Annotated in this window: 26 protein-coding genes and 2 tRNA genes; 12 read left to right on the plus strand and 16 right to left on the minus strand. The window is 36.9% G+C overall.

The features are described from left to right. Nucleotides 1-76 precede the first annotated feature (76 nt). Together V6R96_RS03030 and V6R96_RS03035 are read right to left on the minus strand one after the other, a co-directional pair. Nucleotides 77-781 (minus strand): MotA/TolQ/ExbB proton channel family protein, encoded by a 705-nt coding sequence (locus tag V6R96_RS03030; RefSeq protein WP_111954047.1) that lies wholly within the window; start codon nucleotides 779-781, stop codon nucleotides 77-79. A gap of 171 nt (nucleotides 782-952) precedes the next feature. Then, complete coding sequence (locus V6R96_RS03035) at nucleotides 953-1,414, minus strand: hypothetical protein (protein ID WP_111954045.1); 462 nt, start codon at nucleotides 1,412-1,414, stop codon at nucleotides 953-955. A 169-nt stretch (nucleotides 1,415-1,583) separates the two neighbouring features. Here V6R96_RS03035 and V6R96_RS03040 point away from each other — a divergent pair, with 169 nt between their 5' ends. The 4 genes from V6R96_RS03040 (at nucleotide 1,584) to V6R96_RS03055 (ending at nucleotide 5,173) form a co-directional block, all read left to right on the plus strand. Beyond that, entirely contained in the window at nucleotides 1,584-3,380 is a 1,797-nt protein-coding gene (locus V6R96_RS03040) for a DUF885 domain-containing protein (protein WP_336377961.1), read from the plus strand. An 82-nt stretch (nucleotides 3,381-3,462) separates the two neighbouring features. Beyond that, on the plus strand, nucleotides 3,463-4,365 hold the full coding sequence (locus tag V6R96_RS03045) for a DUF6438 domain-containing protein (RefSeq protein WP_336377962.1): 903 nt from the start codon (nucleotides 3,463-3,465) through the stop codon (nucleotides 4,363-4,365). Nucleotides 4,366-4,369: 4 nt separating this feature from the next. Continuing rightward, entirely contained in the window at nucleotides 4,370-4,816 is a 447-nt protein-coding gene (locus V6R96_RS03050; protein ID WP_336377963.1) for a DinB family protein, read from the plus strand. A gap of 3 nt (nucleotides 4,817-4,819) precedes the next feature. Further along, on the plus strand, nucleotides 4,820-5,173 hold the full coding sequence (locus tag V6R96_RS03055) for a hypothetical protein (RefSeq protein ID WP_111954041.1): 354 nt from the start codon (nucleotides 4,820-4,822) through the stop codon (nucleotides 5,171-5,173). 12 nt (nucleotides 5,174-5,185) lie between these two features. Here V6R96_RS03055 and nth read toward each other — a convergent pair whose 3' ends face one another. Further along, nucleotides 5,186-5,806, minus strand: coding sequence for an endonuclease III (gene nth / locus V6R96_RS03060; protein WP_111954039.1), 621 nt, complete (start codon nucleotides 5,804-5,806; stop codon nucleotides 5,186-5,188). A 33-nt stretch (nucleotides 5,807-5,839) separates the two neighbouring features. Between nth and bcp the strand changes: the two genes are divergently transcribed. After that, nucleotides 5,840-6,289, plus strand: a complete 450-nt coding sequence (gene bcp, locus V6R96_RS03065; RefSeq protein WP_111954037.1) for a thioredoxin-dependent thiol peroxidase — start codon at nucleotides 5,840-5,842, stop codon at nucleotides 6,287-6,289. 92 nt (nucleotides 6,290-6,381) lie between these two features. Here bcp and V6R96_RS03070 read toward each other — a convergent pair whose 3' ends face one another. The 5 genes from V6R96_RS03070 to V6R96_RS03090 are packed head-to-tail and all read right to left on the minus strand — an operon-like array spanning nucleotide 6,382 to nucleotide 10,595. Continuing rightward, nucleotides 6,382-6,915 carry a GNAT family N-acetyltransferase gene (locus tag V6R96_RS03070; protein ID WP_336377964.1) on the minus strand — a complete coding sequence of 178 codons (534 nt, stop codon included), beginning with the start codon at nucleotides 6,913-6,915 and terminating at the stop codon, nucleotides 6,382-6,384. Further along, the gene (locus V6R96_RS03075) at nucleotides 6,884-7,549 is read right to left on the minus strand and encodes a hypothetical protein (protein WP_336377965.1); all 666 of its coding nucleotides are present in this window, start codon (nucleotides 7,547-7,549) and stop codon (nucleotides 6,884-6,886) included. Before V6R96_RS03075 ends, V6R96_RS03070 begins: the two co-directional genes overlap by 32 nt. A 31-nt stretch (nucleotides 7,550-7,580) precedes the next feature. After that, nucleotides 7,581-8,663, minus strand: a complete 1,083-nt coding sequence (locus V6R96_RS03080; RefSeq protein WP_223557932.1) for a mannose-1-phosphate guanylyltransferase — start codon at nucleotides 8,661-8,663, stop codon at nucleotides 7,581-7,583. Then, nucleotides 8,657-9,256, minus strand: a complete 600-nt coding sequence (locus V6R96_RS03085; protein ID WP_111954033.1) for a SprT-like domain-containing protein — start codon at nucleotides 9,254-9,256, stop codon at nucleotides 8,657-8,659. Before V6R96_RS03085 ends, V6R96_RS03080 begins: the two co-directional genes overlap by 7 nt. 1 nt (nucleotide 9,257) lies before the next feature. Then, the gene (locus tag V6R96_RS03090) at nucleotides 9,258-10,595 is read right to left on the minus strand and encodes a TolC family protein (protein ID WP_111954031.1); all 1,338 of its coding nucleotides are present in this window, start codon (nucleotides 10,593-10,595) and stop codon (nucleotides 9,258-9,260) included. Nucleotides 10,596-10,693: 98 nt separating this feature from the next. On the opposite strand from V6R96_RS03090, the gene V6R96_RS03095 reads away from it, so the two are divergent. The 4 genes from V6R96_RS03095 (at nucleotide 10,694) to V6R96_RS03110 (ending at nucleotide 13,377) form a co-directional block, all read left to right on the plus strand. Next, nucleotides 10,694-11,938 carry a folylpolyglutamate synthase/dihydrofolate synthase family protein gene (locus V6R96_RS03095; protein ID WP_336377966.1) on the plus strand — a complete coding sequence of 415 codons (1,245 nt, stop codon included), beginning with the start codon at nucleotides 10,694-10,696 and terminating at the stop codon, nucleotides 11,936-11,938. Between the two features lie 41 nt (nucleotides 11,939-11,979). After that, nucleotides 11,980-12,054 (plus strand) — tRNA-Val (locus tag V6R96_RS03100). Between the two features lie 35 nt (nucleotides 12,055-12,089). Continuing rightward, nucleotides 12,090-12,164: transfer RNA gene (locus tag V6R96_RS03105), tRNA-Val, on the plus strand. 91 nt (nucleotides 12,165-12,255) lie between these two features. Continuing rightward, on the plus strand, nucleotides 12,256-13,377 hold the full coding sequence (locus V6R96_RS03110) for a hypothetical protein (protein WP_336377967.1): 1,122 nt from the start codon (nucleotides 12,256-12,258) through the stop codon (nucleotides 13,375-13,377). Here V6R96_RS03110 and V6R96_RS03115 read toward each other — a convergent pair. The 4 genes from V6R96_RS03115 to V6R96_RS03130 are packed head-to-tail and all read right to left on the minus strand — an operon-like array spanning nucleotide 13,367 to nucleotide 16,129. Beyond that, a complete protein-coding gene (locus V6R96_RS03115; RefSeq protein WP_336377968.1) occupies nucleotides 13,367-14,338 on the minus strand; it encodes a glycosyltransferase family 9 protein in 972 nt (323 codons plus the stop codon). The genes V6R96_RS03110 and V6R96_RS03115 overlap by 11 nt on opposite strands. Before the next feature lie 2 nt (nucleotides 14,339-14,340). Further along, the gene (locus V6R96_RS03120) at nucleotides 14,341-14,760 is read right to left on the minus strand and encodes a SufE family protein (protein WP_111954023.1); all 420 of its coding nucleotides are present in this window, start codon (nucleotides 14,758-14,760) and stop codon (nucleotides 14,341-14,343) included. A gap of 50 nt (nucleotides 14,761-14,810) precedes the next feature. Then, nucleotides 14,811-15,905 (minus strand): glycosyltransferase, encoded by a 1,095-nt coding sequence (locus V6R96_RS03125; protein WP_336377969.1) that lies wholly within the window; start codon nucleotides 15,903-15,905, stop codon nucleotides 14,811-14,813. After that, nucleotides 15,905-16,129, minus strand: a complete 225-nt coding sequence (locus tag V6R96_RS03130) for a uroporphyrinogen decarboxylase (RefSeq protein ID WP_111954019.1) — start codon at nucleotides 16,127-16,129, stop codon at nucleotides 15,905-15,907. Before V6R96_RS03130 ends, V6R96_RS03125 begins: the two co-directional genes overlap by 1 nt. 152 nt (nucleotides 16,130-16,281) lie before the next feature. On the opposite strand from V6R96_RS03130, the gene V6R96_RS03135 reads away from it, so the two are divergent. Continuing rightward, the gene (locus tag V6R96_RS03135) at nucleotides 16,282-18,810 is read left to right on the plus strand and encodes an ATP-dependent Clp protease ATP-binding subunit (protein WP_111954396.1); all 2,529 of its coding nucleotides are present in this window, start codon (nucleotides 16,282-16,284) and stop codon (nucleotides 18,808-18,810) included. A 332-nt stretch (nucleotides 18,811-19,142) separates the two neighbouring features. On the opposite strand, the gene V6R96_RS03140 is transcribed toward V6R96_RS03135, so the two are convergent. Then, a complete protein-coding gene (locus V6R96_RS03140) occupies nucleotides 19,143-19,670 on the minus strand; it encodes a hypothetical protein (protein WP_111954017.1) in 528 nt (175 codons plus the stop codon). A 117-nt stretch (nucleotides 19,671-19,787) separates the two neighbouring features. Here V6R96_RS03140 and mnmA point away from each other — a divergent pair, with 117 nt between their 5' ends. Next, nucleotides 19,788-20,975 carry a tRNA 2-thiouridine(34) synthase MnmA gene (mnmA, locus tag V6R96_RS03145; protein ID WP_336377970.1) on the plus strand — a complete coding sequence of 396 codons (1,188 nt, stop codon included), beginning with the start codon at nucleotides 19,788-19,790 and terminating at the stop codon, nucleotides 20,973-20,975. A gap of 80 nt (nucleotides 20,976-21,055) precedes the next feature. Beyond that, nucleotides 21,056-21,262 (plus strand): hypothetical protein, encoded by a 207-nt coding sequence (locus V6R96_RS03150; protein ID WP_336377971.1) that lies wholly within the window; start codon nucleotides 21,056-21,058, stop codon nucleotides 21,260-21,262. Between the two features lie 147 nt (nucleotides 21,263-21,409). Here V6R96_RS03150 and V6R96_RS03155 read toward each other — a convergent pair whose 3' ends face one another. The 3 genes from V6R96_RS03155 to V6R96_RS03165 are packed head-to-tail and all read right to left on the minus strand — an operon-like array spanning nucleotide 21,410 to nucleotide 23,276. Further along, nucleotides 21,410-22,156, minus strand: coding sequence for a hypothetical protein (locus V6R96_RS03155; RefSeq protein WP_336377972.1), 747 nt, complete (start codon nucleotides 22,154-22,156; stop codon nucleotides 21,410-21,412). Nucleotides 22,157-22,166: 10 nt separating this feature from the next. Then, nucleotides 22,167-22,523, minus strand: coding sequence for a hypothetical protein (locus tag V6R96_RS03160; RefSeq protein ID WP_336377973.1), 357 nt, complete (start codon nucleotides 22,521-22,523; stop codon nucleotides 22,167-22,169). Between the two features lie 12 nt (nucleotides 22,524-22,535). Continuing rightward, nucleotides 22,536-23,276 carry a hypothetical protein gene (locus V6R96_RS03165; protein WP_336377974.1) on the minus strand — a complete coding sequence of 247 codons (741 nt, stop codon included), beginning with the start codon at nucleotides 23,274-23,276 and terminating at the stop codon, nucleotides 22,536-22,538. Between the last annotated feature and the right edge of the window lie 112 nt (nucleotides 23,277-23,388).

Below are 23,388 nucleotides of genomic sequence, written 5' to 3' on the forward strand. Positions count from 1 at the left end.
TAATGGTCAGATGGAATCGCTTAATACATTATTATTTTAAAGATAGATGTTTTGTAAGCGATTTCATAAGAAAGATTTATAAAGGTTTGTTGATAAGGTCTAAAAACTCTCCCGACATATTCTGCGCTTTCAATACAAACTTATCAATTCTCGTTAAAAGTATATTGTAAAAAAAGTTAGCAGGAATAGCTACAGCCAGACCTACTGCCGTTTGTCCCAATGCCGTATAAATACCTTCAGACAATGTTTTAGGCGAGAAAGATCCTGTAGCATGAGAAAGGTTAAAGAAAGCGATGATCATCCCGATAACCGTTCCTAAAAGCCCCAACATCGGTGCAATACTCGGTACCACGGCCAAAAGGTTCAGATTCTTCTCCATATTCGCTACTTCTACCTGAGCCTGCGATTCCATGGCGCTTACAATATCAGAAACAGGGCGTCCCAATCTTGAAATCCCCTTTTCCAAAATTCTGCCTTCCGGAGAATTCTGTCTTTTACAGTAATCCGCAGCCGATTCAATTTTCCCTTCTTTGATAAAATCTTCAATATTCTCCATGAAATTGGCATCTGTCTTTGAAGTCAGCCTTTTAATAAAGAAAAAACGTTCAAAGAACAGATAGAGTGAAAATACACCTAAAGCCAGAACGATAAACATTACAATTTTAGCGAAAGCCCCTCCGTGGAACATGATCTTCCAAAATGAAAATTCTAAATCGTCTGTTGCAACTGCAGGAGCAGTAATCTGTGCAAATAAAATCTGAGTAAGTTCCGTTAACAGCATTAATGTGAATTTTTATAAAATTTTAACGACAAATGTAGTGGAATATTATGAATTGCTCTCTTAAAAATTGTTTAAAAACAACTTAAAATTTGTTATGATTAAAAGACAGCAAATTTCTTTCCAAAAGAAAATTTTGAAAAGAAATCTGCTGTAAAAATGATGAGAAAACGGTTAGTCCTCGTCTATAACAATACCGTCCTGCTTAAATTCGCATTTTAGACGGAATGGGATTGGTGTATCGGATCCTGTATAGAAATCGTCAATAGTTCCTTTCCAGATCACCTGAAGCTCACCCTCTTCATTTTTTTCAAACTGAAGTTCATTATCATAGATAAATGCATCTTCATCATCAAATAAATCCACTTCTGTATAAGTTTCTTCATCAGAATCATTGATTTTAATGGTTTTCCCTTCAATCTCCTTCGATTCGATCGGAAAATCAAAAATTTCAAGTGAAAGCTGCGGAAAGTTGTACTGTAATGAATCATCATCTACATGATCCAAACTGTCATCCGTTATAATTTCAACCTCTAATAAATGTTGTTGGTTGCTGTAGACTGCTTTACAATAAGTGTTTCTAATATTGTATTTTAGGGTCTCCTCCGGATGGTAAATTTTTAAAATCCCTTTCATTATTTCTTAAAAAAGAGCTGTAATAATATGATTGTTAAAACGTTTTAGACAAAGATAAAAAATTGATTCAAAGTTGAAAATATTTTGAAAATTATTTTTTTAAATCATTATGATTAATTATTCCGTATATGCCAATAATACTTACTTTTGCTTCATAAAGATTCTGAAAATGAAAAACATTTTATCAAAAGGTATTTTGGGACTGGGACTGGTGATCAGCCTGGCAGCCTGCAAAAAATCTGATTCTCCGCTGACGAAAGTAACACCTACCAATATGGATTCTATTGCATCCAATTATTATGAGCAGTATCTTAAATTGTATCCTTTAGAAGCAACTTCCCAGGGAGATACGAGATATAATGACCAGCTTCCCATTAATATTGACAGGGATTTTATTTCCGGAGAGATCGCTTTTTACAATTCTGTTCAGAAGCAATTGGAAAACGTTGATTATAAAGGCCTTTCGGATGAGGAAAAGGTTGTTTATGATGTTCTGGATTATACTTTAAAAGATAAAATAGAAGCATATGCCTATCATCCGGAATATATTCCATTCACACAGTTTGGGGGCCTTCCTCTGAATTTCCCCTTGTATGGAAGCGGAGAGGGAAGCCAGCCTTTCAAAACAGAAAAAGATTACGATGACTGGCTGAAAAGAATGGAAAAATTCCCGGACTGGATGAATGCTGCTGCAGAAAATTTCCGTGAAGGAATCAACAATAAGATTGTTCTTCCTAAAAAACTGGTGGTCAAAATGATTCCCCAGATGAAGGCTGAGGAAATCACTACAGCCGATATGGAAAACAATATTTTCTACGGACCTGTTAAAAAATTCCCGAAAAACTTTACAAAAGCTCAAAAAGATAAGTATTCGGCTCTTTATGCTGATGCTATTACCAAAAAAATTATTCCCGCCTATACCAAAATGGGAGCGTTTCTGGAAAAGGAGTATCTCCCGAAAGCACGGGATACAGATGGCTACAACAGCCTTCCGAACGGGAATGAGATTTACAGATATTATGCTAAAAGCTGGACAACGACAAAGAAAACTCCTGAAGAAATCAATAAAATAGGATTGCAGCAGGTGGCAATGCTCCGTGCAGAAATGGAAAAAGTAAAGCAACAGGTAGGCTTTACCGGAACACTGGAGGAGTTTATCAACTTTGTAAAAACAGATCCTAAAGCCATGCCTTATAAGACTTCCAAAGAGGTTTTGGATGGGTTTAACGGTATTTTAGCGAAGATTACACCTAAGCTGAAGACTATGTTCGGTGTAACACCTAAAACAAAGTTTGAAATCAGACAAACGGAAAAATTCAGGGAAGCAAGTGCCAGTGCAGAATATATCCAGGGGACTCCGGACGGAAAAAGGCCGGGAATATTTTATATACCGCTTCCTGATCCTGCCAAATTCAATGTAACATCTGGAATGGAATCTCTTTTCCTTCACGAAGCTATTCCGGGGCACCATTATCAGGTTTCTCTTCAGCAGGAGAACACCAAGCTTCCTAAGTTTATGAGATTCGGATGGTTCGGTGCTTATGGCGAAGGCTGGGCACACTATTGCGAAACACTGGGTCCTGAATTCGGACTGTATACGGATCCTTACCAGAAAATGGGCTATCTGAGCGATCAGATGCTGAGAGCGGTAAGACTGGTAGTGGATACGGGACTTCATACTGGAACTATGAAAAGAGAGGAAGCTATTAAATATTTCCTGAGTAATATTTCTTATGATGAAGCCAGCGCAACTGCAGAAGTGGAAAGATATATGGCGATGCCGGGCCAGGCATTAGGATACAAGATTGGTTCTCTTCGTATCCGGGAGCTTAGAGAAAAGTATCAGAAAGAACTTGGGAGTAAATTCAATCTGGCCAGCTTCCATGATGAGATCTTAAGCCAGGGATGCCTGCCCCTTGATGTACTAAACAGAAAGATGGAACTTTGGGCAAAAAAGCAGAAATAATTTCTTCAAAGATGTAAAAATCAATAATTTTGACGGAGCAGTTTACTAAATTGCTTCGTCTTTTTATTTTACACATATGGCCATGAAAAAAAATTTCTCTTTGATAACTATTTTATTTTATCTGTCCTTTTTTTATAGCCAAAATCAAAAGGTTTTCAAAAGGATTGATTCATTAACCTCAGCAAAAGATATTCAAAAGTTTATTGAAAATAAGGATAATAAAATAAATTATTACTTAAGTGTTGAAGACAAAATAAAATATGATTCGTACTGCTCTTCAATTGGAGATAGTCTGAAATTAAAACAGAACTGGGGAAAAGCAGATTTTGATAACAATGGACTGACAGATCTTTTGATAACAGGAAATAGTTCTGATGGCCCTAAAACTATTTACATATTAGATAAAGGAACTCATTTTGAATCCAAAAACCTTAGTAAAGGAAAACTTTATGAGGAATGCTCATTTTCATCTATAAAAGATAATAAGATAGAATATTACAGCATCAAAACTCTCAAATATGGATTTTTAAGCAATTTAATCAAAGAAAACCTTGTTTATAAAAATGGAGAAATTATTGAAGAAAATCTGTCTCCGAAAAAACATAATATCCTGGAAATAAAATTTAAAACCTCAGGATCTCATTGGAATCATTATACTCTCGAAATGGAAATAATATCGAACAGGGATGTAATATGGACTACCAAAGATGACGGATTTTTAACTCCTGGTGTTTATACCACGAAACTTTCGGAAAAAGATTTTAAGGAAATTATTGACCTCGTGAATTACATTGATTTTGAAAATTTAAATGACGAATATAATGTTTCCCATTCTGATGATGCTACAGGATATCTGACAATTACTTATGATAATTTAAAAACTAAAACAATCCGTGATTATGGATTAATGGGAACGAGAGGCTTAAAAAAGCTTTACGATATTCTGATAGAAATGAAATTAAATCAACATTGGACAAAATTATAAAAATATGATCACAGAAAACCTAAGATCTCTCTACAACAGAGATTTAAACAAATTAAAAACAGAAATAGAGTCCTACAGGAATGAAAACGTAATTTGGAAAACCGATAAAAACATTTCAAATTCTGCAGGAAATCTCTGCCTTCACCTGGTAGGCAACCTCAATAATTATATAGGAGCAGAGCTTGGTAAAACCGGCTATATCAGGAACAGGGAACTGGAATTTTCATTAAAGGATGTTCCGAAAGCTGAACTTATTGAGAAAGTAACGGCAACTATAACAATGGTAAATGACGTGCTCAGCATATTAACAGCTGAAGATCTTGAAAAGGAATATCCTCTTGTTGTTTTCGAAGATACAATGACTACAGGCTACTTTTTAATTCATTTGCTCACCCATCTGGATTATCATTTGGGGCAGATCAATTATCACAGAAGATTACTGGATATATAAAATATGAAGAAAGTATTTACTCCTGTCATTAATACTTCAAGCTTTGAAGAACTGATTTTGAAAAAACAGGGAAACGAAGGAAACAGCACCCTGGTTATCAGTACCATTGATGAGAAAATTAAGAATACTGATATTTATGCCGGCTTCATTAATCTTTGTCAGGAATTCAATATTGAAGTTCAAAATTTTATGCAGGATGATTTCTGCCATGTTGTTATTTCAGTAAATGGCACCGGATCTCTTTCTATGATGTATGAAGATCCTTTTACAGATATTAGCATAGACCTGGCTTCTGTACTCTACAGAGAGCTGTCTATACAAATCAAAAACCGGGATTTTATACAAAAAATTCTATAAAAGAAATAAATTCTATTTTTCGAACATCATTTTTGTAATGAAATCCTTCTCCCCTTTTCCTCTGGCTGGGGAATATTCTCTTCCGTAGTAAATAATCTGCAGATGAAGCTTGTTCCATACCTCTTCCGGAAATATTGCCTTGGCATCTTTTTCAGTTTCCACTACATTTTTCCCTGAGGTAAGCTTCCATTGCGTCATCAGTCTGTGGATATGGGTATCAACCGGGAAAGCCGGGAATCCGAAGGCCTGGCTCATGACTACAGAGGCGGTTTTATGGCCTACTCCGGGAAGTGCTTCCAGTTCTTCGTAGGTTTGGGGGACGATACCGTTGTGTCTTTCCAGTAAAAGTTCCGCCATTCTTTTAAGGTTTTTGGCTTTAGTATTGGATAGTCCTATTTCTTTGATCAGTTCCTTGATCTGATATTCTTCCAGTTTAGCCATCCTTTGCGGAGTTCCGGCGACTTCAAAAAGATGGGGCGTTACCTGATTTACTTTTTTATCAGTCGTCTGTGCAGAAAGCGCTACAGCAACCATCAGGGTATAAGGATCGGTGTGATCTAAAGGAATCGGTGTTGTGGGATATAATTTATCCAATTCTCTCTGAACAAGCTCAGCTCTTTGCTTTTTTGTCATTTAACCATTAAATTTGAACAAAATTAATTCATTATGTTGAAAGTAGGAGATAAATTACCTGAATTTGAAGGAACAAATCAGGATGGCGAAACAATAACCTCATCCAAATTGCTTGGAAAGAAATTAGTCCTTTTCTTTTATCCTCAAGCCAACACTCCTACATGTACTGTGGAAGCCTGTAACCTGAGCGACAATTATTCGAAGCTTGAAAAAGCCGGATACCAACTTCTGGGTGTGAGCGGCGATACGGTAAAAAAGCAAAAGAATTTCCACAGTAAATTCGCTTTTCCATATGATCTTATTGCTGATGAAAACCATGATGTCATCGAAAAATTCGGGGTTTGGCAGGAGAAAAAAACGTTTGGGAAAACATATATGGGAATTGTAAGAACCACTTTTATTTTTGATGAAAATGGCGTTTGTACAAGAGTGATAGAAAAAGTAACGTCAAAGACTGCTGCTGAGCAGATTCTGGAAGGATAATTTTCTTTTGAAACACAGATATCACTACTATTTTCACAAATAATACAATTTACATCTCTGTATTATTTGTGAAAATATTTTTTATGGATTTATTATTCAGTTTCGTAATAGTTTAATTCTTCGGTTTCTCCGGGAAGAATGACATGTTTTTTGAATTTTAATCCCAATTTTTCGATCAGTTTTTGGGAAGAAATATTATCTTTTGAAATGATAGCAGATATTTTTGTTAACCCAAATTCATCCATCCCGATAGATTTTACCTTCTGAGCAGCTTCAAAGGCATATCCTTTTCCTTCAAATTCTTCCAGTAGAGAATACCCGATATCCACAATATCAAGACCTTCTCTTTCGAAAATTCCTACTGCTCCTACTTTTTCGTTTCCTTCTTTAGTTACTAAAAGATAGTTTCCATATCCCAGTCTTTCAATCTGTGGAGTAAATCTGTTCAGGATATAATTTTCTGCATCTTCAATGGTATTCACATTGCGGTTGCCGATATGTTGAATAAATTTTGGTCTGTTATAAAGCTCAAAGACAAAATCTTTGTCTTCACGAGACATAGGACGAAGTATTAATCGTTCGGTCTCATAAGTATTATTTGCGTTTGGGTGTTTTTCTAGGCTCATCTTTCTTTGGTTCTTCTTTTTTTTCGATTTTTAAAAGTCTCGGGTTATTAGCACATTTTTTATTGTAGAGTTCAATATAAGTTCCATTATCCTTTACATTGCTTACAGCACCTGTTGATTTATTGACAGTCACCGTATAATGTGTTTTTTGATAAGGACATTCTTTTGAAGTCAGCTTTCCAAGATCCAGATAATAATGGGCGGCATCTTCATAATAATTGCCGGCAACATCTTTAAACTCCTCATCCACCATATACCCGTCAGCTGTCAGAACAATGGCGGCTTCTTCAGCATTATCAATTTTCCCAACAAACTTTTTCAGATTTTCCAGATCTGTAATGTAATTCATTTTTCCACCTGCTGAGTATGCAATATAATAAAAGCTGTCTTCTTCAGGGAATAGATTAAAACCGGTAAACTGTGGTGTATAGTCTGTTTTTCCACCAGATGTTCTGATCTCTTGGTTTTTTCCGTAACTGTTATAAACCAGCACCCAGGAATCTATCCTGTCATTTGGAATAATTTGTTGTAAAATATTGGGAATACCTGAAAAGTTTTTCTTGTTCTGGGAATATCCTAGAAATCCCAAAAGCAGAAATATAAGAACTATTGATCGTATTGCAGTTTTCATCATAATTTTAAAAATCAGCAGAAAGATAGCAATATTACATGAATTTATCTCCTTTCTTAAAACTTTTAAGATCAAGAACATAGTCTTTGATCAGCTGGTCATTGTCTCTGGGGCAGATCAGCAGCGCCTTGTCTGTGTCTACAACAATAAAATCTTCAAGACCGTCAATGATCACAGCTTTATTATTGTTCTTAAGACGAATAATGTTTCCCTTTGAATTATAGTTCAGGAAATGCCTTAGTTTTACTGCATTTCCATTCTCATCCTTTTCAGTGTTTTCATATACGGAAGTCCATGTGCCCAGATCGCTCCATCCAAGATCTGAAGGGATAACATACACGTTCTTTGCTTTTTCAAGGATTCCGTTATCAATGGAAATTTTTTGAACTTTCGGATAAATGGTTTCAATACACCCGTTTTCCTTCGCAGAATTATATTCACACGCCATGAAATGCTGCATCATTTCAGGAAGATACAGCTCAAATGCATGATGAATGCTCTTTACATTCCAGATAAAAATCCCTGCATTCCACAGGAAATCGCCGCTTTCTAAAAAGCTCTGTGCAATTTCAAGAATAGGCTTTTCCGTAAAGGTTTTTACTTTAAAATAATCTGAACCTTTCTTTTCTACAAACTGGATATATCCGTATCCGGTATCCGGTCTTGTAGGGGTAATACCCAAGGTTACCAGATAATCATGTTGGGCAGCAAGATCAAAAGCAAGCTCCACTTTCTCCAGAAATATATCTTCTTTTAAGATCAGGTGATCTGCCGGAAGAACAATCATGGTTGCATCCGGATTAATTTCAGCAATCTTGTTGGCCATGTACAGATTACAGGCCGCTGTATTTTTCATCAGGGGTTCGCCCACAATATTTTCTTCAGGAATCTCCGGAAGCTGCTGATGGGAAAGCGTAACGTATTCTTTATTCGTTATCACGAATATCTGTTCTTTAGGGATGATCCGGCTGATTCTGTCATAAGTCTGCTGAATCATGGTACGCCCTGTTCCTAAAATATCCTGAAACTGCTTTGGAAATTTCTGTGTACTCATTGGCCAGAACCGGCTCCCGATTCCTCCCGCCATGATGACACAGTATCTATCTGATTTTAACATTCTTGCCTACATTTTTCAACCCTAGCCAGAGGCTTGAAAGAATACTTTCTTCCTGTAGCCAGATTCTTACAAAGATAGTTTTTTTTAATCAGACCTTCTAATAAATACTTTTCGTTGCGATAAATAAAAAATTCTCCTTTTTGAAGCTCTTCAATGAAATGCAATCTATCATCCTGTTTCTCAGTATGAAAATATCTTACAAGATCCGGACTGGCCATGAAATTGGCCTTTGGGGATTTTGAAAATCTTATGATAATAGGCCTAAGATCTTCGTCATAAATCTCAAGACTTTCAAGAAGCATATTTCTAAATGTTTCTTTCCATTCGTTACCATGCGGCGATATTCTTCGTCCGTATTTTTCAAAGGCAATCAGATGAGCCAGCTCGTGGGTAAGGACAAAGAAAAAAAGCGGTGGCGTTAGTGTTGAATTGACAGTTATTTCATGGGAGTTATCAGGAAGCTTTCTGTAATCTCCCAACTTAGAGTTTCTGCCTCGCGTCACTTTTATATGAATATAATAATCCGAAAACCAGACTCTTAAATATTTATGGGTGTTTTGAGGTAAATATTTTTCTAATGACTGAATAGACATTTTACAAAGTTAATGGAATTCCTGAATAGAAATTCAGCAGTTTAAGACTGAAAAGATAATTATATTTTGCCTGGGCAACAGATCCCTGGGCATTGGCATAGTTATTCCTGGCTACATTCACATCATAAATTGTCGATCTTCCTGCCGCATAACTTTTATCTGCAAATTCTAAAGCCAGCTTTGTACTTTTCTCCGTTTCCACTGCCGAAAGGAAAGTTTCGTAATTGGCATCCACATCAAACTGAGCCTTCTGCACATTCTGTCTTACCGTCTGCTTCTGTTGTTCCAGGGTATTTTTAGCGATACTCTGGTTAATTACAGACTGCTCTACCTGCAGCCTGGTAATTCCTTTGTTGAAAATAGGAATATTCAGAGAAAGTCCTATATTCTGACCGAAATTATCTTTATACTGCTGGAAAAAAGAAGGATCATTAACAAGATTCCCAAGCTGGTCGTAGTTTTTACTTAACATATTATTATAGAACGAAGAAACACCGGCATTCGCTGTCAGTGTTGGCCAAAACCCTGTTTTGGTTACTTCCGTCTGTGCTTCAGCAGACCTGATTCTGCTTTCGGCAGCTTTTATCTGCGGTTGGTTTTCATAGGCGGTAGTAAGAACGTCATCCACAGAGGTAAGCTGGGACGGCAGTGTATCAGAAACAGTTACATCTTCCACATCAAAGCCTTTATATTCGGGAAGCTGTAAAAGCTGAACAATGGCAAACAAAGCTCTTCCTACATTTATTTCCGCAGTTTTAAGATTCTGCTTTTCTCTCGCTAAGGCTGCTTCTGCCTCTGCCAGGATAGTTTGTGCAGTTGTTCCTACCTGGGTTGTTATTTTGGCTCTGTCATATTGTTTCTGAGCATTCTCTACCGCACTCTGGGAGATTTTAACAATTTCCTTGTTCAGGAGGACAGTAAGATACTGCTGTGCAATCTGCAGAGAAATATCATTTTTAATGGTTTCTATATCATATTGGCTGGCTTCTACATCAAATTGTATTTTTCTGATGTTTTTCTCTAATCTGCCATTATTGTAAAGCAGAACATCCGCACCCAGGTTCGCGCTGTTGTTGAACCTGTCATTTCTGATACTACCTGTACCCAATGGAAGCTGTCCGAAACCCACTGAATTGGACATTCCTGCGGATACAGAAGGCAGGTATTCCTTTTTAGCCATTTTAAGGTTAGAATCCTGGATCTGTTTAGAATATTGATTTTGGATAACCTGGAGATTATGCTCAACAGCATAGTCTACACATTCTCTTAAGGACCATTTCTTCTGGGCGCTTAGCCCCAGACAACTTAATCCAAAAACGATAATCCAAACTTTTTTCATATTAAGAATTTTCCATATTAGACGAGCCAAATATAAAAAAGTTACAGTTTAAAAAAATTATTGTTTCATTTTAATAAAACTTTTGAGAATTTTGCATCATGACAACCGAACAATATCAGGAATCTGTCGACTGGCTTTTCGTACAGGCTCCCAATTATCAAATTGACGGACTGAAAGCCTATAAGCCTGGATTAGAAAACATTACAAAGCTTTGTACTTTCTTTGGAAACCCACAGGAAAAGATACAATGCATCCACATCGGAGGCACAAACGGCAAAGGATCCACCAGCAACATGCTGGCTTCAGTTCTGCAGGAAGCAGGATACAAAGTTGGTTTATACAATTCTCCACACCTTATTGATTTTACGGAACGTATTAAAGTGAACGGTAAAAACTGCAGTAAAGAGTTTGTCTATCATTTTATCCAAAAACTAAAAACCCTTCCTGAAGATATCCTCCCTTCTTTTTTTGAATTTACAACAATCATGGCATTTGAATATTTTTATCAGCAAAAGGTAGATTTTGCCATTATTGAGGTTGGTCTTGGCGGAAGACTGGATTCAACAAATATCATTAAACCTTTGGTAGCCGCAATTACTAATGTACAGCTGGATCACCAGAATATTTTGGGAGACAGTATTGAAGAGATCGCTGCAGAAAAGGCAGGAATCATTAAGGCCAATATTCCGGTAATTTCCGGAGACGAAAATGAGACCGTTAAAAACATTATCCAACAGACAGCGGATAAAGAAAATGCCCCTTTTATTGATGCTACAATCATACATTCAGATCTGAATTCTGATCTTAAAGGAAATTACCAGAAGAAAAATATCCGGGTGGTTCTTGCATTAATTGAAGAATTAAAAAAAATAAATATTCCCGTTTCTGAAGAAAATATTGAGATGGGATTACTTAAAGTCCATCAAAATACAGGTTTCATCGGACGTTGGTTTGAGTTTTCAAAAGATCCGCTTACGATCTGTGATACCGGACACAACCAGGCCGGACTTGAGTATGTATTTTCTCAACTGAACACCATAAACAAACATAAACACGTTATTTTAGGGTTTGTGAATGATAAAAAGATAGATGAAGTAATGGCTCTTCTTCCTGAAAATTCTGAATTTTATTTTGCCAAACCATCCATCAACAGGGGAAGACATCCTGAAGACTATGAAAATCTCTTGCAGGAGGCAAAAATTTCTTATACAATTTTCGATTCTGTACAGGAAGCGTATCTTTCTGCAAAAGAGCGATGTACAAAAGAAGAAATGATTTTCATCGGCGGAAGCAACTTTGTTGTAGGAGAATTTTTAGAAAAAAATTTGGAGATTTCTGAATAAGTCGTATATTTGCACCACTCTAAACGAGGAAACAAGTATAGGGGCTCTTAGCTCAGTTGGTTCAGAGCATCTGGTTTACACCCAGAGGGTCGGGGGTTCGAATCCCTCAGGGCCCACACAAAGGTAACTGAAGCCTTTCAAAAAAAGTTCAGGGCTCTTAGCTCAGTTGGTTCAGAGCATCTGGTTTACACCCAGAGGGTCGGGGGTTCGAATCCCTCAGGGCCCACAAAATCTCTCAATGTATTGGGAGATTTTTTTGTTTAAAAACATTCGGGATATTCTTACCTTTGTGATCTTACAGCCATAAATTCACTTTTTTGAAGGAACTCCATCTTATATCATTCAATTATCCATATCCTCCCTCCTACGGCGGTATTATTGATGTTTATTATAAGATTAAAGCATTGGCCGGATTAGGCATAAAGATACACCTCCACTGTTTTGTTGATGATATTCCGGAAATTATTGATCAAGAGATAGAAAGCATTACAGAAAATGTTTTCTTTTACAAAAAGAAGAAAAATCCCTTCCATTATCTTTCGGCGGCACCCTTTGCGGCGGCAATAAGAACTTCTGATGCTCTTTTTGAAAATCTTATGAGGATAGAGGCTCCAGTATTGTTTGAAGGGCTGCAAACCACTCAAATTATCCATAGATTAAAAAGTAAAGGTTACAAATTCTACCTGAGGTTCCACAATAATGAATCTGAGTATTACAAAGGACTCTCCTCTTCAGAAAAAAATATTTTTAAAAAGATCATTTACAGAATAGAATCTTTAAAATTTGTTGATTATCAGAAAAAGCTTTTAAAGGAATTTGAAAGTGTATTCTGCCTTTCCGGGAAAGAATTTAATGAAGTAAATTCATATTCAAAAAACGCCCGTCTTATTCATATTTTTCATGGCAACGAATCTGTAAAGCAATTGAACGGAAAGGGTGATTATTTTCTTTTTCATGGTGACCTGAGTATATCTGACAACAAAAAGGCATTGGAAGAAACCATCAGGATGTTTAAAGCCTTTCCTCAGCACAGGCTTGTAGTAGCATCCGACCGCGCCAGTGATGATGTGAGAAAGAAAATCAATAACATTGGAAATATAAGCATTGTCCCAATCGAAACAAGTGAGAATCTTCGTCACCTTTTTGAAAACGCCCATGCTAACGTTCTTCTCTCCTATCAGAATTCCGGTACGAAGGTGAAATTGTTTAATGCATTATACAACAGTAGATTCGTTATTATCAATCAGAATATTACAGATGATCCTGCCCTGATGAGTTTATGCCATTTGGGCACTACTTCGGATGAAATCCGCCAACGGGTTATTGAAACAGCAGCTGAAGATTATAATGAAAATGAAATCAGAAGTAAGGTTCTGGAAAAGAACTATTCTGATGATGCTAAGGCCGTAGAAATGAGTAAAATAATTTTTAAGAATTGACTGCCTCTACTATTTTCTGGATGTTAAGCTCTTCAAGACAGGCCCAGTCGCCACGGTAACATTCTTTATCACCAAACACAGAACAGGGTCTGCAGGTAAGATCTTTTACCTGGACCACATCATTTTCGCTCTGTCCGAAGCCTAAAAATCCCGCATACGGGTGTGTTGCGCCCCAAACGGAAATACATCTCGTTCCCATAAGGCTGGCAAGATGCATATTGGCGGAATCCATGGAAATCATCAGCTCCAGTTCAGAAATTTTCTGAAGCTCTTCTGAAAGACTTAACTTCCCTGAAAGACTTTTGGTATTCGGAATTTCACTTTCCCATTTTTCAAGGGTTTCCGTTTCTTTTTTGCCACCGCCAAAGAAATATATGGTCTGCTTTTTTGAAAGGATTTTTGCCAGTTCGTATGATTTTTCCAAAGGAAGCATTTTTCCTCTGTGCTGTGCAAAAGGAGCCAAACCAATTCCTGACTTTTGTACCGATGCCGGCCTAAGCTTATGGGAAAGCTCTACTTTAAATCCCATCGCGCGGAAAACATCTGCATAACGCTCGACGGTCTTTTTTAGCTGAACTTTATTTAAATTCCATACGTCTGTAAGCTCTTCTTTTTCTTCTTTTCCTTTGTTTATTTTAAAAACTTTAAATCCTTTTCTTCTGTAGATTCTATCAAGAATTTTGGTTCTTATCACATCATGAAGATTGCCTATAAAGTCGGGATTGAATTCTTTAATGAGCTCATTGCCCAACCTTCTTAATCCAAAGATGCCTTTATAGTCATCAAGGTTAATTCCTTTAAATGTAACATTCGGAATATCAGTAAATAAGCTTTCAAAATTTTTTCTGGAAACCATGATAATTTCTACGTCAGGATTCTGTTCCAGAAACTCCCGGAATACCGGCGCCGTCATCGCGACATCGCCAAAAGCAGAAAAACGATATGCTAGAATTCTGGTCACTGCTACGATTTTAGCTGATAAGCAACTGCGTAAAATTTGATCTGCTTGGTCATCGCCATTAGTCCATTTGCTCTGGACGGCGAGAGAAATTCCTGAAGCCCGATCTCTGAAATGAATTCAAAATCAGAATCTAAAATTTCCTGAGTGGTATGGCCGCTATAAATGCTTACCAAAAGAGAAACAATTCCTTTCGGAAGAATTCCGTCGGAGTCTGCATCGAAAAAAAGCTTACCATCTTTAAATTCAGCATCAATCCATACCTTACTCTGGCATCCTTTGATTAGATTATCATCCGTTTTGCGGTCTTCGGGAAGTCCTTTTAATTCTTTTCCGAGATCAATAATATACTCGTACTTTTGTTCCCAGTCATCAAGAAACGCAAACTCTTCAATGATTTCCTGCTGTTTTTCTTTAATGGTCATTTTATTTAACAAATTTTTAATGCAAAGATACCATTTTTTATAAAGATTATTTATTCTGACGCTTTTTCAAAAACTTTCAACAGTTTTATTTCTTCATTTTCCCAGCAGAATACCTTAGAAGCCTTTTCAAGTTCATCCTGATAGCTTTCCCTTCCGTTATCAAGGATTTTCTGTACTGCAGCAGCAATATTTTCAGGCTGGTGGTCTTTAATAATTTCTCCCACATCAAACTGATTTTTGATATTCTGCATTTCGGGAAGGTTAGATAATACCAATGGAACACGGGATTGAATACAGTCTAAAACTTTATTCGGAAGAGAGTAAAAGTAGCTTTCGCCCCCATTTTCTTCGATACTCATCCCTACATCGGCTGTTACCGTTATTTTTCTCAGATCTTCCGGTTTTAATTTTCCTAAAAACTGAACTTTATGATCAAGCTTTTCTTTACTAACCAGATCTTGGTATTCTTTTTTTCTCGGGCCGTCCCCTGCTATTTTAAAAACAACACCGTCAAGATGATGCATCGCCAGAATCGCTTTATCGATACCCCGAAAAGGATTAATGGATCCCTGGTATAAAAATATTTTAGGATTATTTTCAGGAATTTCCATTGTAAAATCCTGCCGTCTGGGTGCATTTTGAATGACCACAGGGTTGGCACCATACTTTTTTTGGAACCATTTTGCATAGCTTCCGCTGGCCGTAATCATAAATTTAAGCTTGGGAATGACTTTCTTTTCCAGATATCTCCAGATTTTTTGTGACATTTTGCCCTGAATTGCAGGCATTTCTGAAAAAATTTCATGGCTATCAAAAACCAATGGGATATTTAATTTTTTAGCAATAAGATAATTTGACAGCAATGCGTCAACGTCGTTGGCATAAAGAATTGTATTATGATCTGATTTTCTCTTTAACTGATGATACAGTTTCCAGTTAAATTCGAAATAAGCCGTTTTTAAACTTGTGGAAGATAAATGTATCCTTGAAAACGGATAAGGCCGCTCCATTTGTTCTGCTCCATTCCAGTCATTCCCTATCAGTTCCATCTGGTAACCGTTCTCATGTAAAGTCCTGCATACTTTTTCTATTCGCTGATCTGTATACAGACTACTGAAAGCAGAGATAATTATCTTTTTTTTCATTACTTTTTGTTTCCGGCCAGTAAATGATAAACCTGAATAAAGCAGATCAGTCCATTGGGGATAATAACCGGCCAGAGCATTCCATTGAAGATACCATAAATGACAAAGCAGATACAGCCTATCATGTTGACTATTCTGATTTTTCTTACATCTTTTAATATAAAACTCAATACTATAAAAATGGATGCAGAATAACCAATATATGTAGTAATTTCAGGATTCATGGGGAATTTTTAAAGGATAACAAACTTAATCATTTTCAATAAGATAATAAAATTTTTTCTGCCATAAAGTCATTAATTGATTTTTGGTAAAATATTTGTAATTTAGATAATGAATAAATGGCACCGCTGCCATTATTCTAATGAGATATATTATGGATTATAAGTTTTCACAAGGTTTGAGCCAAGTGTTCAAACAAAGCAAGAGCGAAGCGAAAAGGCTCAAAAGTGAATTTCTTAATACAGAACATCTACTTTTAGGTATTATAAAAACAGAAAACTCTGCAAAAGAAATCCTTCAAAACCTTAATGCGGATTTAACACAAATCAGAAGAAAAATTGAAACTCTAAATACAGCAAGTCTTAATCCTATTTCTGAGGAGGTTACTAATATTTCTTTCACTAAGATGGCAGATCATGCGATCAAACGTGCTGAGCTGGAATGCAGACAATATAAAAGCAATGAAATTAATACCGTTCATCTGCTTTTAGGCATTCTTTACAAATATGAGGACCCTACTTCGAATATCCTGGGAGCTTACGACATCGATTATGAAGGAGTTTCAAGAGAATACCAGACTATGCTTAAAAATTCCGGACAGGCACCACAAATGAGTGCTTATGACGATGATGATGACCGAGAGGAATTTGAGCAAATGAGAAAGCCTTCGGGAAATTTAGGCTCTGCAAAAAGTAAAACCCCTACATTGGATAACTTTGGTAGAGACTTAACTTCTTTGGCTAGAGATGGAAAATTAGACCCGGTAATCGGTCGTGAAAAAGAAATTGAGCGTGTTTCTCAGATCTTATCGCGTAGAAAGAAAAACAATCCGCTTCTTATCGGAGAGCCGGGTGTTGGTAAATCTGCGATTGCGGAAGGGCTAGCTTTAAGAATTCAACAGAAAAAGGTTTCCAGGGTTCTTTACGGAAAACGTGTCATCACTTTGGATCTGGCAAGTTTAGTGGCCGGAACAAAATACCGTGGCCAGTTTGAAGAAAGAATGAAGGCGATCATGACCGAATTGGAAAAAAACAGAGATGTCATCCTATTTATTGATGAGCTTCACACTATTGTTGGTGCAGGAAGCTCTACAGGAAGTTTAGATGCATCGAATATGTTTAAACCAGCTTTGGCAAGAGGTGAAATTCAATGCATAGGGGCTACAACTCTGGATGAGTACCGTCAGTATATTGAGAAAGACGGGGCCTTGGAAAGAAGATTCCAGAAGGTAATGGTAGAGCCTACTTCCATTGACGAAACCATTCAGATCCTGAATCAGATTAAAGATAAATATGAAGAGCACCATAATGTAGTATATACTCCGGAGGCTATTCTGGCGTGTGTCAATTTGACATCACGATATATTACAGACCGTTTCTTACCGGACAAGGCTATTGATGCCATGGATGAAGCAGGTTCACGTGTTTATATTAAAAACATGAAAGTTCCAACCGAAATCATTGATTTTGAAAAGAAAATCGAGGATATTAAAGAAATGAAGCAGAAAGCAGTTAAGGCTCAGGATTATCTTGAGGCCAGAAAGCTTAAAGATGAAGAGGAACGTCTTCAGATGGAACTGAATGCAGCTCAGGAGAAGTGGGATAAGGATGTAAAAGAGAAAAAAGAAACCGTAACAGAAGAAAATGTAGCCGAAGTGGTTTCTATGATGAGTGGTGTTCCGGTAACGAAAGTCGGCAAAAATGAGCTTGATAAATTAGCTCAGATGGATGAGAAACTGAACGGAAAAGTGATTGGTCAGGAAGACGCTGTGAAGAAAGTTGTGAAAGCAATTCAAAGAAACAGAGCCGGACTTAAAGATCCGAACCGTCCTATCGGTACTTTTATTTTCCTTGGTACCACCGGGGTTGGTAAAACCGAGCTTGCCAAAGTAATGGCAAGAGAGCTTTTCGAGTCTGATGAATCTCTGATCCGAATTGACATGAGTGAGTACATGGAAAAATTTGCAGTTTCAAGATTGGTTGGTGCGCCTCCGGGATACGTTGGATATGAAGAAGGCGGACAATTAACGGAAGCGGTAAGAAGAAAACCTTATGCTGTGGTTCTTCTGGATGAGATTGAAAAAGCTCACCCGGATGTATTCAATATCCTGTTGCAGATTCTGGACGAAGGTCACGTGACCGATAGTTTAGGCAGAAAAATCGATTTTAGAAATACAATCATTATCCTTACTTCAAATATCGGAACAAGAGATCTTAAAGATTTCGGAGATGGTGTAGGATTTGGAACTTCAGCTAAAAAAACAAGTACAGATTCAAGAGCAAGAAGTACGATTGAAAATGCGCTTAAGAAAGCATTTGCTCCGGAATTCTTAAACAGAATTGATGATATTGTGATCTTCAACTCTCTTGTACAGGATGATATTAAAAGAATTATCGATATCGAGCTTAATAAATTATATGGCAGACTTGAAAAATTAGGCTATAAAGTTGAGTTAACTGAAGAGGCGAAAGACTTTATCTCTGAAAAAGGATGGGATAAAGACTTTGGAGCAAGACCATTGAAACGTGCCATCCAGAAATATATTGAAGATTTATTGGCAGAAATGCTGGTAAACAAGCAATTATCTGAAGGTGAAACGGTGATCCTGGATCTTAATGATACAAAAGATGCATTAATCGGGAAAGCTCCTAAAGCAAAAAAGACAACTGAAAAGTCTTCTTAATCTTAATAGAAGTAATGTAATTATATTGAAAAGCACCGGAAAAATCCGGTGCTTTTCGTTTTTATATCTTTTGGCTAAAGCCTTTTCATATATGTGTAAAAATTAAGCAGGCTAAAGTCCTTTTCTATTAATAATTTTGGTGATGCTCTCTTTATTTTAACCACAGATTTCACGGATTTTCACAGATATTTGCGAAAGTATTACTTTAATAATATCAACAAATAAAGTACTTAAAGAGCATACATTTTGATAGCCATTAGGCATGATCTGTGAAAATCCGTGAAATCTGTAGTTAGAAAATATTGTGAAAAACAATTCTTATAAAACAAAGATTAAAGCCCTACTACAAACCCAATACTTGGGACAAGACCGCTAGAGAAAACACTCGAATTCTCTTTCCACAGTACATTATACATTACCCCGAGCTGCATAAAAGAATTCCCGCCTATTCTCTGCATATAACCACCACCCAGATACAAGGCAGTTTCCTGTTCGTTCACTTTATAATCATAAAACTTATCTTTATAGTTGATGAAGTACTGCTGAAGATTGGCTCCTACATAAAAGGACCTGGCAAAATAATAATTGGCAAAAGGACCCACCCCAAACATCGTAGATTTGTAATAATCGGAGGTTTGCCATGAAACACTTCCTACCACTCCAGCCTCAAGATCATCGGTAAGCCTGTATCCCACTCTGGGAGAAGCCTGAAGATAAAATGAGCTGTTGCTTCCAAAACCCAGCCCTATTCCTCCACCGAAAGTCCAGCGGTTGGTTTCTGCGACAGGTGCGCTGGTGGTAATCTGGGAAAATACCGATCCTGAAATCATCAGCATTATGGGAATAATAATTTTTTTCATATTAATATCGTTTTTATCAATGTTTAAAATTATGGTTTTTTTGCGAATTTTTTTAATTGTATTTTTGCCGGGTCAAACTAAGGACTCCCGTTAAGAGTTCCGTAAAATTGAAATAAAATGAAAGTAGTCGTAGGATTATCTGGAGGTGTAGACTCCAGTGTTACAGCATATTTGCTGCAGCAGCAAGGTCATGAAGTTGTGGCTTTGTTTATGAGAAACTGGAATGATGCTTCGGTAACGCTGGAGGATGAATGTCCGTGGATTGAAGACAGTAATGACGCCCTGATGGTCGCTCAGAAATTGGGAATTCCTTTCCAGGTCATCGATATGAGCGAGCTTTACAAAGAGCGAATCGTAGATTATATGTTCGATGAATACCAGAAAGGAAGAACTCCGAATCCGGATGTTCTGTGTAACAGAGAAGTAAAATTTGATGTTTTTATGAAGACGGCTATGTCTTTGGGTGCCGATAAGGTGGCAACAGGACATTATGCTCAGGTGAATTCCACTTTTGATGAAAATGGAAAGGAAATCTTCCATCTTTTAGCCGGAAAAGATAATAATAAAGACCAGTCTTATTTCCTGTGCCAGCTAAGCCAGGATCAGCTATCAAAAGCGTTGTTCCCTATCGGAGAGCTCACAAAGCCGGAAGTAAGGGAAATAGCTAAAGAAATAGGGCTTGTAACTGCCGACAAAAAGGACTCTCAGGGATTATGCTTTATCGGAAAGGTAAGCCTTCCTCAGTTTTTACAGCAGCAGCTGGTTCCCAAAGAAGGGGAAATTGTAGAAATTTTCAAAGATTCACCTTTATTTTCAGTGGAAAAGCCTGAATTTTCTTCAAAAGAAGAAGAACTGGAATTTTTGTCCAGAAAAATCGATTATAAAAAATCCGACGGAAAAGTGATCGGAAAGCATCAGGGTGCTCAATTTTTCACGATTGGACAAAGCAAAGGGCTTGGTATCGGCGGACATAAAGAAAGCTGTTTTATCCTCTCCAGAGACATGGAAAACAATATTATTTTTGTGGGCGAAGGTCACAGTTCTCCGGGACTGCACAAAAAAGCATTAAAAATTGACAATTCGGAGATGCATTGGGTTCGTGAGGATATGAAGCTTGGAAATGGAGAATCTATGGAAGTAATGGCAAGATTCAGATACAGGCAATCGTTACAGAAAGCGGTTTTGTATCAGTTTGAAAATGCAGCTTATATCGAATTTGAAGAACCTCAGTCAGCGATTGCAGAGGGACAGTTTGCAGCCTGGTATATTGGTGAGGAGCTGATTGGAAGCGGTGTGATTGCATAACGAAAAGTTTTTTGAAAATTTTCTGTAACGAATTTTGAGTTGTTAGACTTACTCAGTAAATAACAATAAAAAATATCATTATGAAAACGACTTCAAAAATCCAGTATGCTTTTGTGAATCAAATTTTAATCGCTGTTGTAGGTGCTGTTTTTGGTTTTAATCTTTATCAGGCTATTGTACATCAGGAAACTACCAGTATTGCGTTAACGCTTATTTTTGCCGTTGTAACTTCGGTTATGGTCCATAGATATAACAACACAGCGGGAAAGGAGAAACAGAAAAATTAAATCATCTTAATTGATATCAATAAAACCCCGAAGCACTTTGTTTTGGGGTTATTTTTTTTCTTTCCCGAGCTTGATCAGCCAAATACACCTCGATCTAAAGCAAATAATCTTCATCAAAATAGTAAGTTATTTTACGTTCCACATCATTCATCGTAAAATGATTTCTTTTTCAAAATTATCTCCGTAGAAATTCATAAAAAGGGGTTCTCTTGTTTTTAAACTGGAGATTACATTATATTTTGTCCTGAAAAAAACATCATAAGAATAGATCAGCTGGCTGGAATCCAGTTTCGTATCGGTAGAAAAATCACTTAATCTTAGATGTATCATTCCTGAAAAAGGTTTCGTTTCAAGAATACGAAGGACTTTCATAAACGGAATATTGATGTTTTCAGAATCTTTAGCTCTGTATTTTTCAATTGTTTTGAGAAAATTATCTTTTAAAGAGGATTCCACGTCTATTTTCAGATCGATTTTTATTTCTGTTTTCCCGCCTGCGGTATTGAAAATCCGGATGATAAAATCTTCGGATCCTTTCCCCTGGATAATTTCAACGTCTGCCACATCAAATGATTTTTCTTCTGCATATTTTCCATACCTCGGATACAAAATCATGTTTTTTACGAGCATAAATAAAACGGCAACGCTTACGAAGGATACTCCACCAATAGGAATAAACGTCGCCATAAAATAGAGAAAAGAGCCCAAAGTCTCTTTTTCATCATCCAAAAACAGATTATAATCAAACAGGATTATTTTGATTCCCAATACAAAAAGGAGTATGGTCAGGATAATAAACAAAACCGGTTCCCATCCTACGGCATGCCCCTGCTTCTGCAAAGGAATATTTTTGTATAATATGTTTTTCTCAACTTCCGTGAATTTTCTGGTCATGATATTGTTTTTAAATCTGCTTATGTTTGTTATTGGATGATAAACCTGGCTGACACAGCAAGATAATTCCTTCGACAATCAATATCATAACAAGATATCCGACCGGTTTTCCTATGATTAATCCTTTTATCAGTTTTACAATGCCCAGTAAAAGAATTAGAATCATAAAGTAAAGTGTTGTCTTTGAGCTGTTTTCTTTAAAAGATTTCAGAATCATTACTGAAGCATAAAAACCCAGCACAAGCATTAAATAAAACTTCAGAAATTCAGGACCTTTTATTGAGATCGGATTACAGGTCTGCTGTGTAAGAATAAGCCAGATCATGCTTATCATTACCGGGACTGAGTAGAACAGTATTCTTTTCATAGCTATTATTTTTTATCCGCCGCATCCGCCACAACCTCCTCCGCATCCGCCGCCACAACCGCCACCGCCTCCACAACTGGAGCCGCCGCTGCAGCCTGAACTTCCATCGGAATTGCTGCTGACATTTTTATCCTGCTCTTTATTGATATTTCCTCCGAAAATCCATGAAATAAACCCCATGAAAACGAAGAAGCCAATGATCCATGAAATAGTGACGATCACCCCTGCAAAGATACCTCCGGAGCAGGAATACACCGGAAATAAGAGGCAGCCCAACGCAAGGAGTTTAAGTCCCTTTTTCCAGAACGTCTTCTGATCATTTTTCTTTATCTGACCTGTCCAGATATCTTCCGGTGCTTCCTGCTGAAAGATTTCCTTATAATGATGCAAAGTGTCATGATGCCAGTTCTGGTGTTTTTTTTTCTCAGAAATCCCTCCTTTAGAAGGATGATGATGAAGTTTTTTCTTTAAAATATTTGGGCAGAAATCTTCCCAATAATTCTGGGTATAAATCAGGTGCATATGCCATACCTTATCTACCGTTTCGCTTGGAGAAGCTCCATTGGGAAGGATACAGCAGAGATAAACAAATTTTTTATACTCCTGAATGGCTTTTTGGGTAAAGTCTAAGGTCCATCGTTCTTCTTTGGCCAGTTTTTTCGAAAAAGGGAAATCAGCATCCGAAGCATCTAATGAAAAACTCTGGATCCTGTTCCAAAGGGTTTCGTCTTTTAATAAGATTGTTGTTTCCATTGTGTTAACTTTTGTTTTTCTACTCAAATATCATTTGATTTTAGAATATAAAAGTCTTTCAAAAAACTTATCTTGACGTATAAAAATCTTATATTAGTCTTATAATTTAAAA

Origin of the sequence: Chryseobacterium sp. CCNWLW53, from assembly GCF_037083525.1 — a bacterium.
Classification (GTDB): Bacteria; Bacteroidota; Bacteroidia; order Flavobacteriales; family Weeksellaceae; genus Chryseobacterium; species Chryseobacterium lathyri.

Excerpts from the sequence above, each read along its gene's own strand:
- V6R96_RS03130 (WP_111954019.1), bottom strand. The coding sequence starts at position 16,129 with ATGAATCCTGAAATTACTACATATATTGGTTATTCTGCATCCATTTTT.
- V6R96_RS03120 (WP_111954023.1), bottom strand. The coding sequence starts at position 14,760 with ATGACCATTAAAGAAAAACAGCAGGAAATCATTGAAGAGTTTGCGTTT.
- V6R96_RS03135 (WP_111954396.1), top strand. The coding sequence starts at position 16,282 with ATGGATTATAAGTTTTCACAAGGTTTGAGCCAAGTGTTCAAACAAAGC.
- V6R96_RS03070 (WP_336377964.1), bottom strand. The coding sequence starts at position 6,915 with ATGAGCCTAGAAAAACACCCAAACGCAAATAATACTTATGAGACCGAA.
- V6R96_RS03160 (WP_336377973.1), bottom strand. The coding sequence starts at position 22,523 with ATGAAAAGAATACTGTTCTACTCAGTCCCGGTAATGATAAGCATGATC.
- V6R96_RS03080 (WP_223557932.1), bottom strand. The coding sequence starts at position 8,663 with ATGTTAAAATCAGATAGATACTGTGTCATCATGGCGGGAGGAATCGGG.
- V6R96_RS03030 (WP_111954047.1), bottom strand. The coding sequence starts at position 781 with ATGCTGTTAACGGAACTTACTCAGATTTTATTTGCACAGATTACTGCT.
- V6R96_RS03040 (WP_336377961.1), top strand. The coding sequence starts at position 1,584 with ATGAAAAACATTTTATCAAAAGGTATTTTGGGACTGGGACTGGTGATC.
- V6R96_RS03055 (WP_111954041.1), top strand. The coding sequence starts at position 4,820 with ATGAAGAAAGTATTTACTCCTGTCATTAATACTTCAAGCTTTGAAGAA.
- V6R96_RS03090 (WP_111954031.1), bottom strand. The coding sequence starts at position 10,595 with ATGAAAAAAGTTTGGATTATCGTTTTTGGATTAAGTTGTCTGGGGCTA.
- nth (WP_111954039.1), bottom strand. The coding sequence starts at position 5,806 with ATGACAAAAAAGCAAAGAGCTGAGCTTGTTCAGAGAGAATTGGATAAA.
- mnmA (WP_336377970.1), top strand. The coding sequence starts at position 19,788 with ATGAAAGTAGTCGTAGGATTATCTGGAGGTGTAGACTCCAGTGTTACA.
- V6R96_RS03035 (WP_111954045.1), bottom strand. The coding sequence starts at position 1,414 with ATGAAAGGGATTTTAAAAATTTACCATCCGGAGGAGACCCTAAAATAC.
- V6R96_RS03155 (WP_336377972.1), bottom strand. The coding sequence starts at position 22,156 with ATGACCAGAAAATTCACGGAAGTTGAGAAAAACATATTATACAAAAAT.
- V6R96_RS03150 (WP_336377971.1), top strand. The coding sequence starts at position 21,056 with ATGAAAACGACTTCAAAAATCCAGTATGCTTTTGTGAATCAAATTTTA.
- V6R96_RS03095 (WP_336377966.1), top strand. The coding sequence starts at position 10,694 with ATGACAACCGAACAATATCAGGAATCTGTCGACTGGCTTTTCGTACAG.
- V6R96_RS03125 (WP_336377969.1), bottom strand. The coding sequence starts at position 15,905 with ATGAAAAAAAAGATAATTATCTCTGCTTTCAGTAGTCTGTATACAGAT.
- V6R96_RS03045 (WP_336377962.1), top strand. The coding sequence starts at position 3,463 with ATGAAAAAAAATTTCTCTTTGATAACTATTTTATTTTATCTGTCCTTT.
- bcp (WP_111954037.1), top strand. The coding sequence starts at position 5,840 with ATGTTGAAAGTAGGAGATAAATTACCTGAATTTGAAGGAACAAATCAG.
- V6R96_RS03140 (WP_111954017.1), bottom strand. The coding sequence starts at position 19,670 with ATGAAAAAAATTATTATTCCCATAATGCTGATGATTTCAGGATCGGTA.
- V6R96_RS03075 (WP_336377965.1), bottom strand. The coding sequence starts at position 7,549 with ATGATGAAAACTGCAATACGATCAATAGTTCTTATATTTCTGCTTTTG.
- V6R96_RS03050 (WP_336377963.1), top strand. The coding sequence starts at position 4,370 with ATGATCACAGAAAACCTAAGATCTCTCTACAACAGAGATTTAAACAAA.
- V6R96_RS03085 (WP_111954033.1), bottom strand. The coding sequence starts at position 9,256 with ATGTCTATTCAGTCATTAGAAAAATATTTACCTCAAAACACCCATAAA.
- V6R96_RS03165 (WP_336377974.1), bottom strand. The coding sequence starts at position 23,276 with ATGGAAACAACAATCTTATTAAAAGACGAAACCCTTTGGAACAGGATC.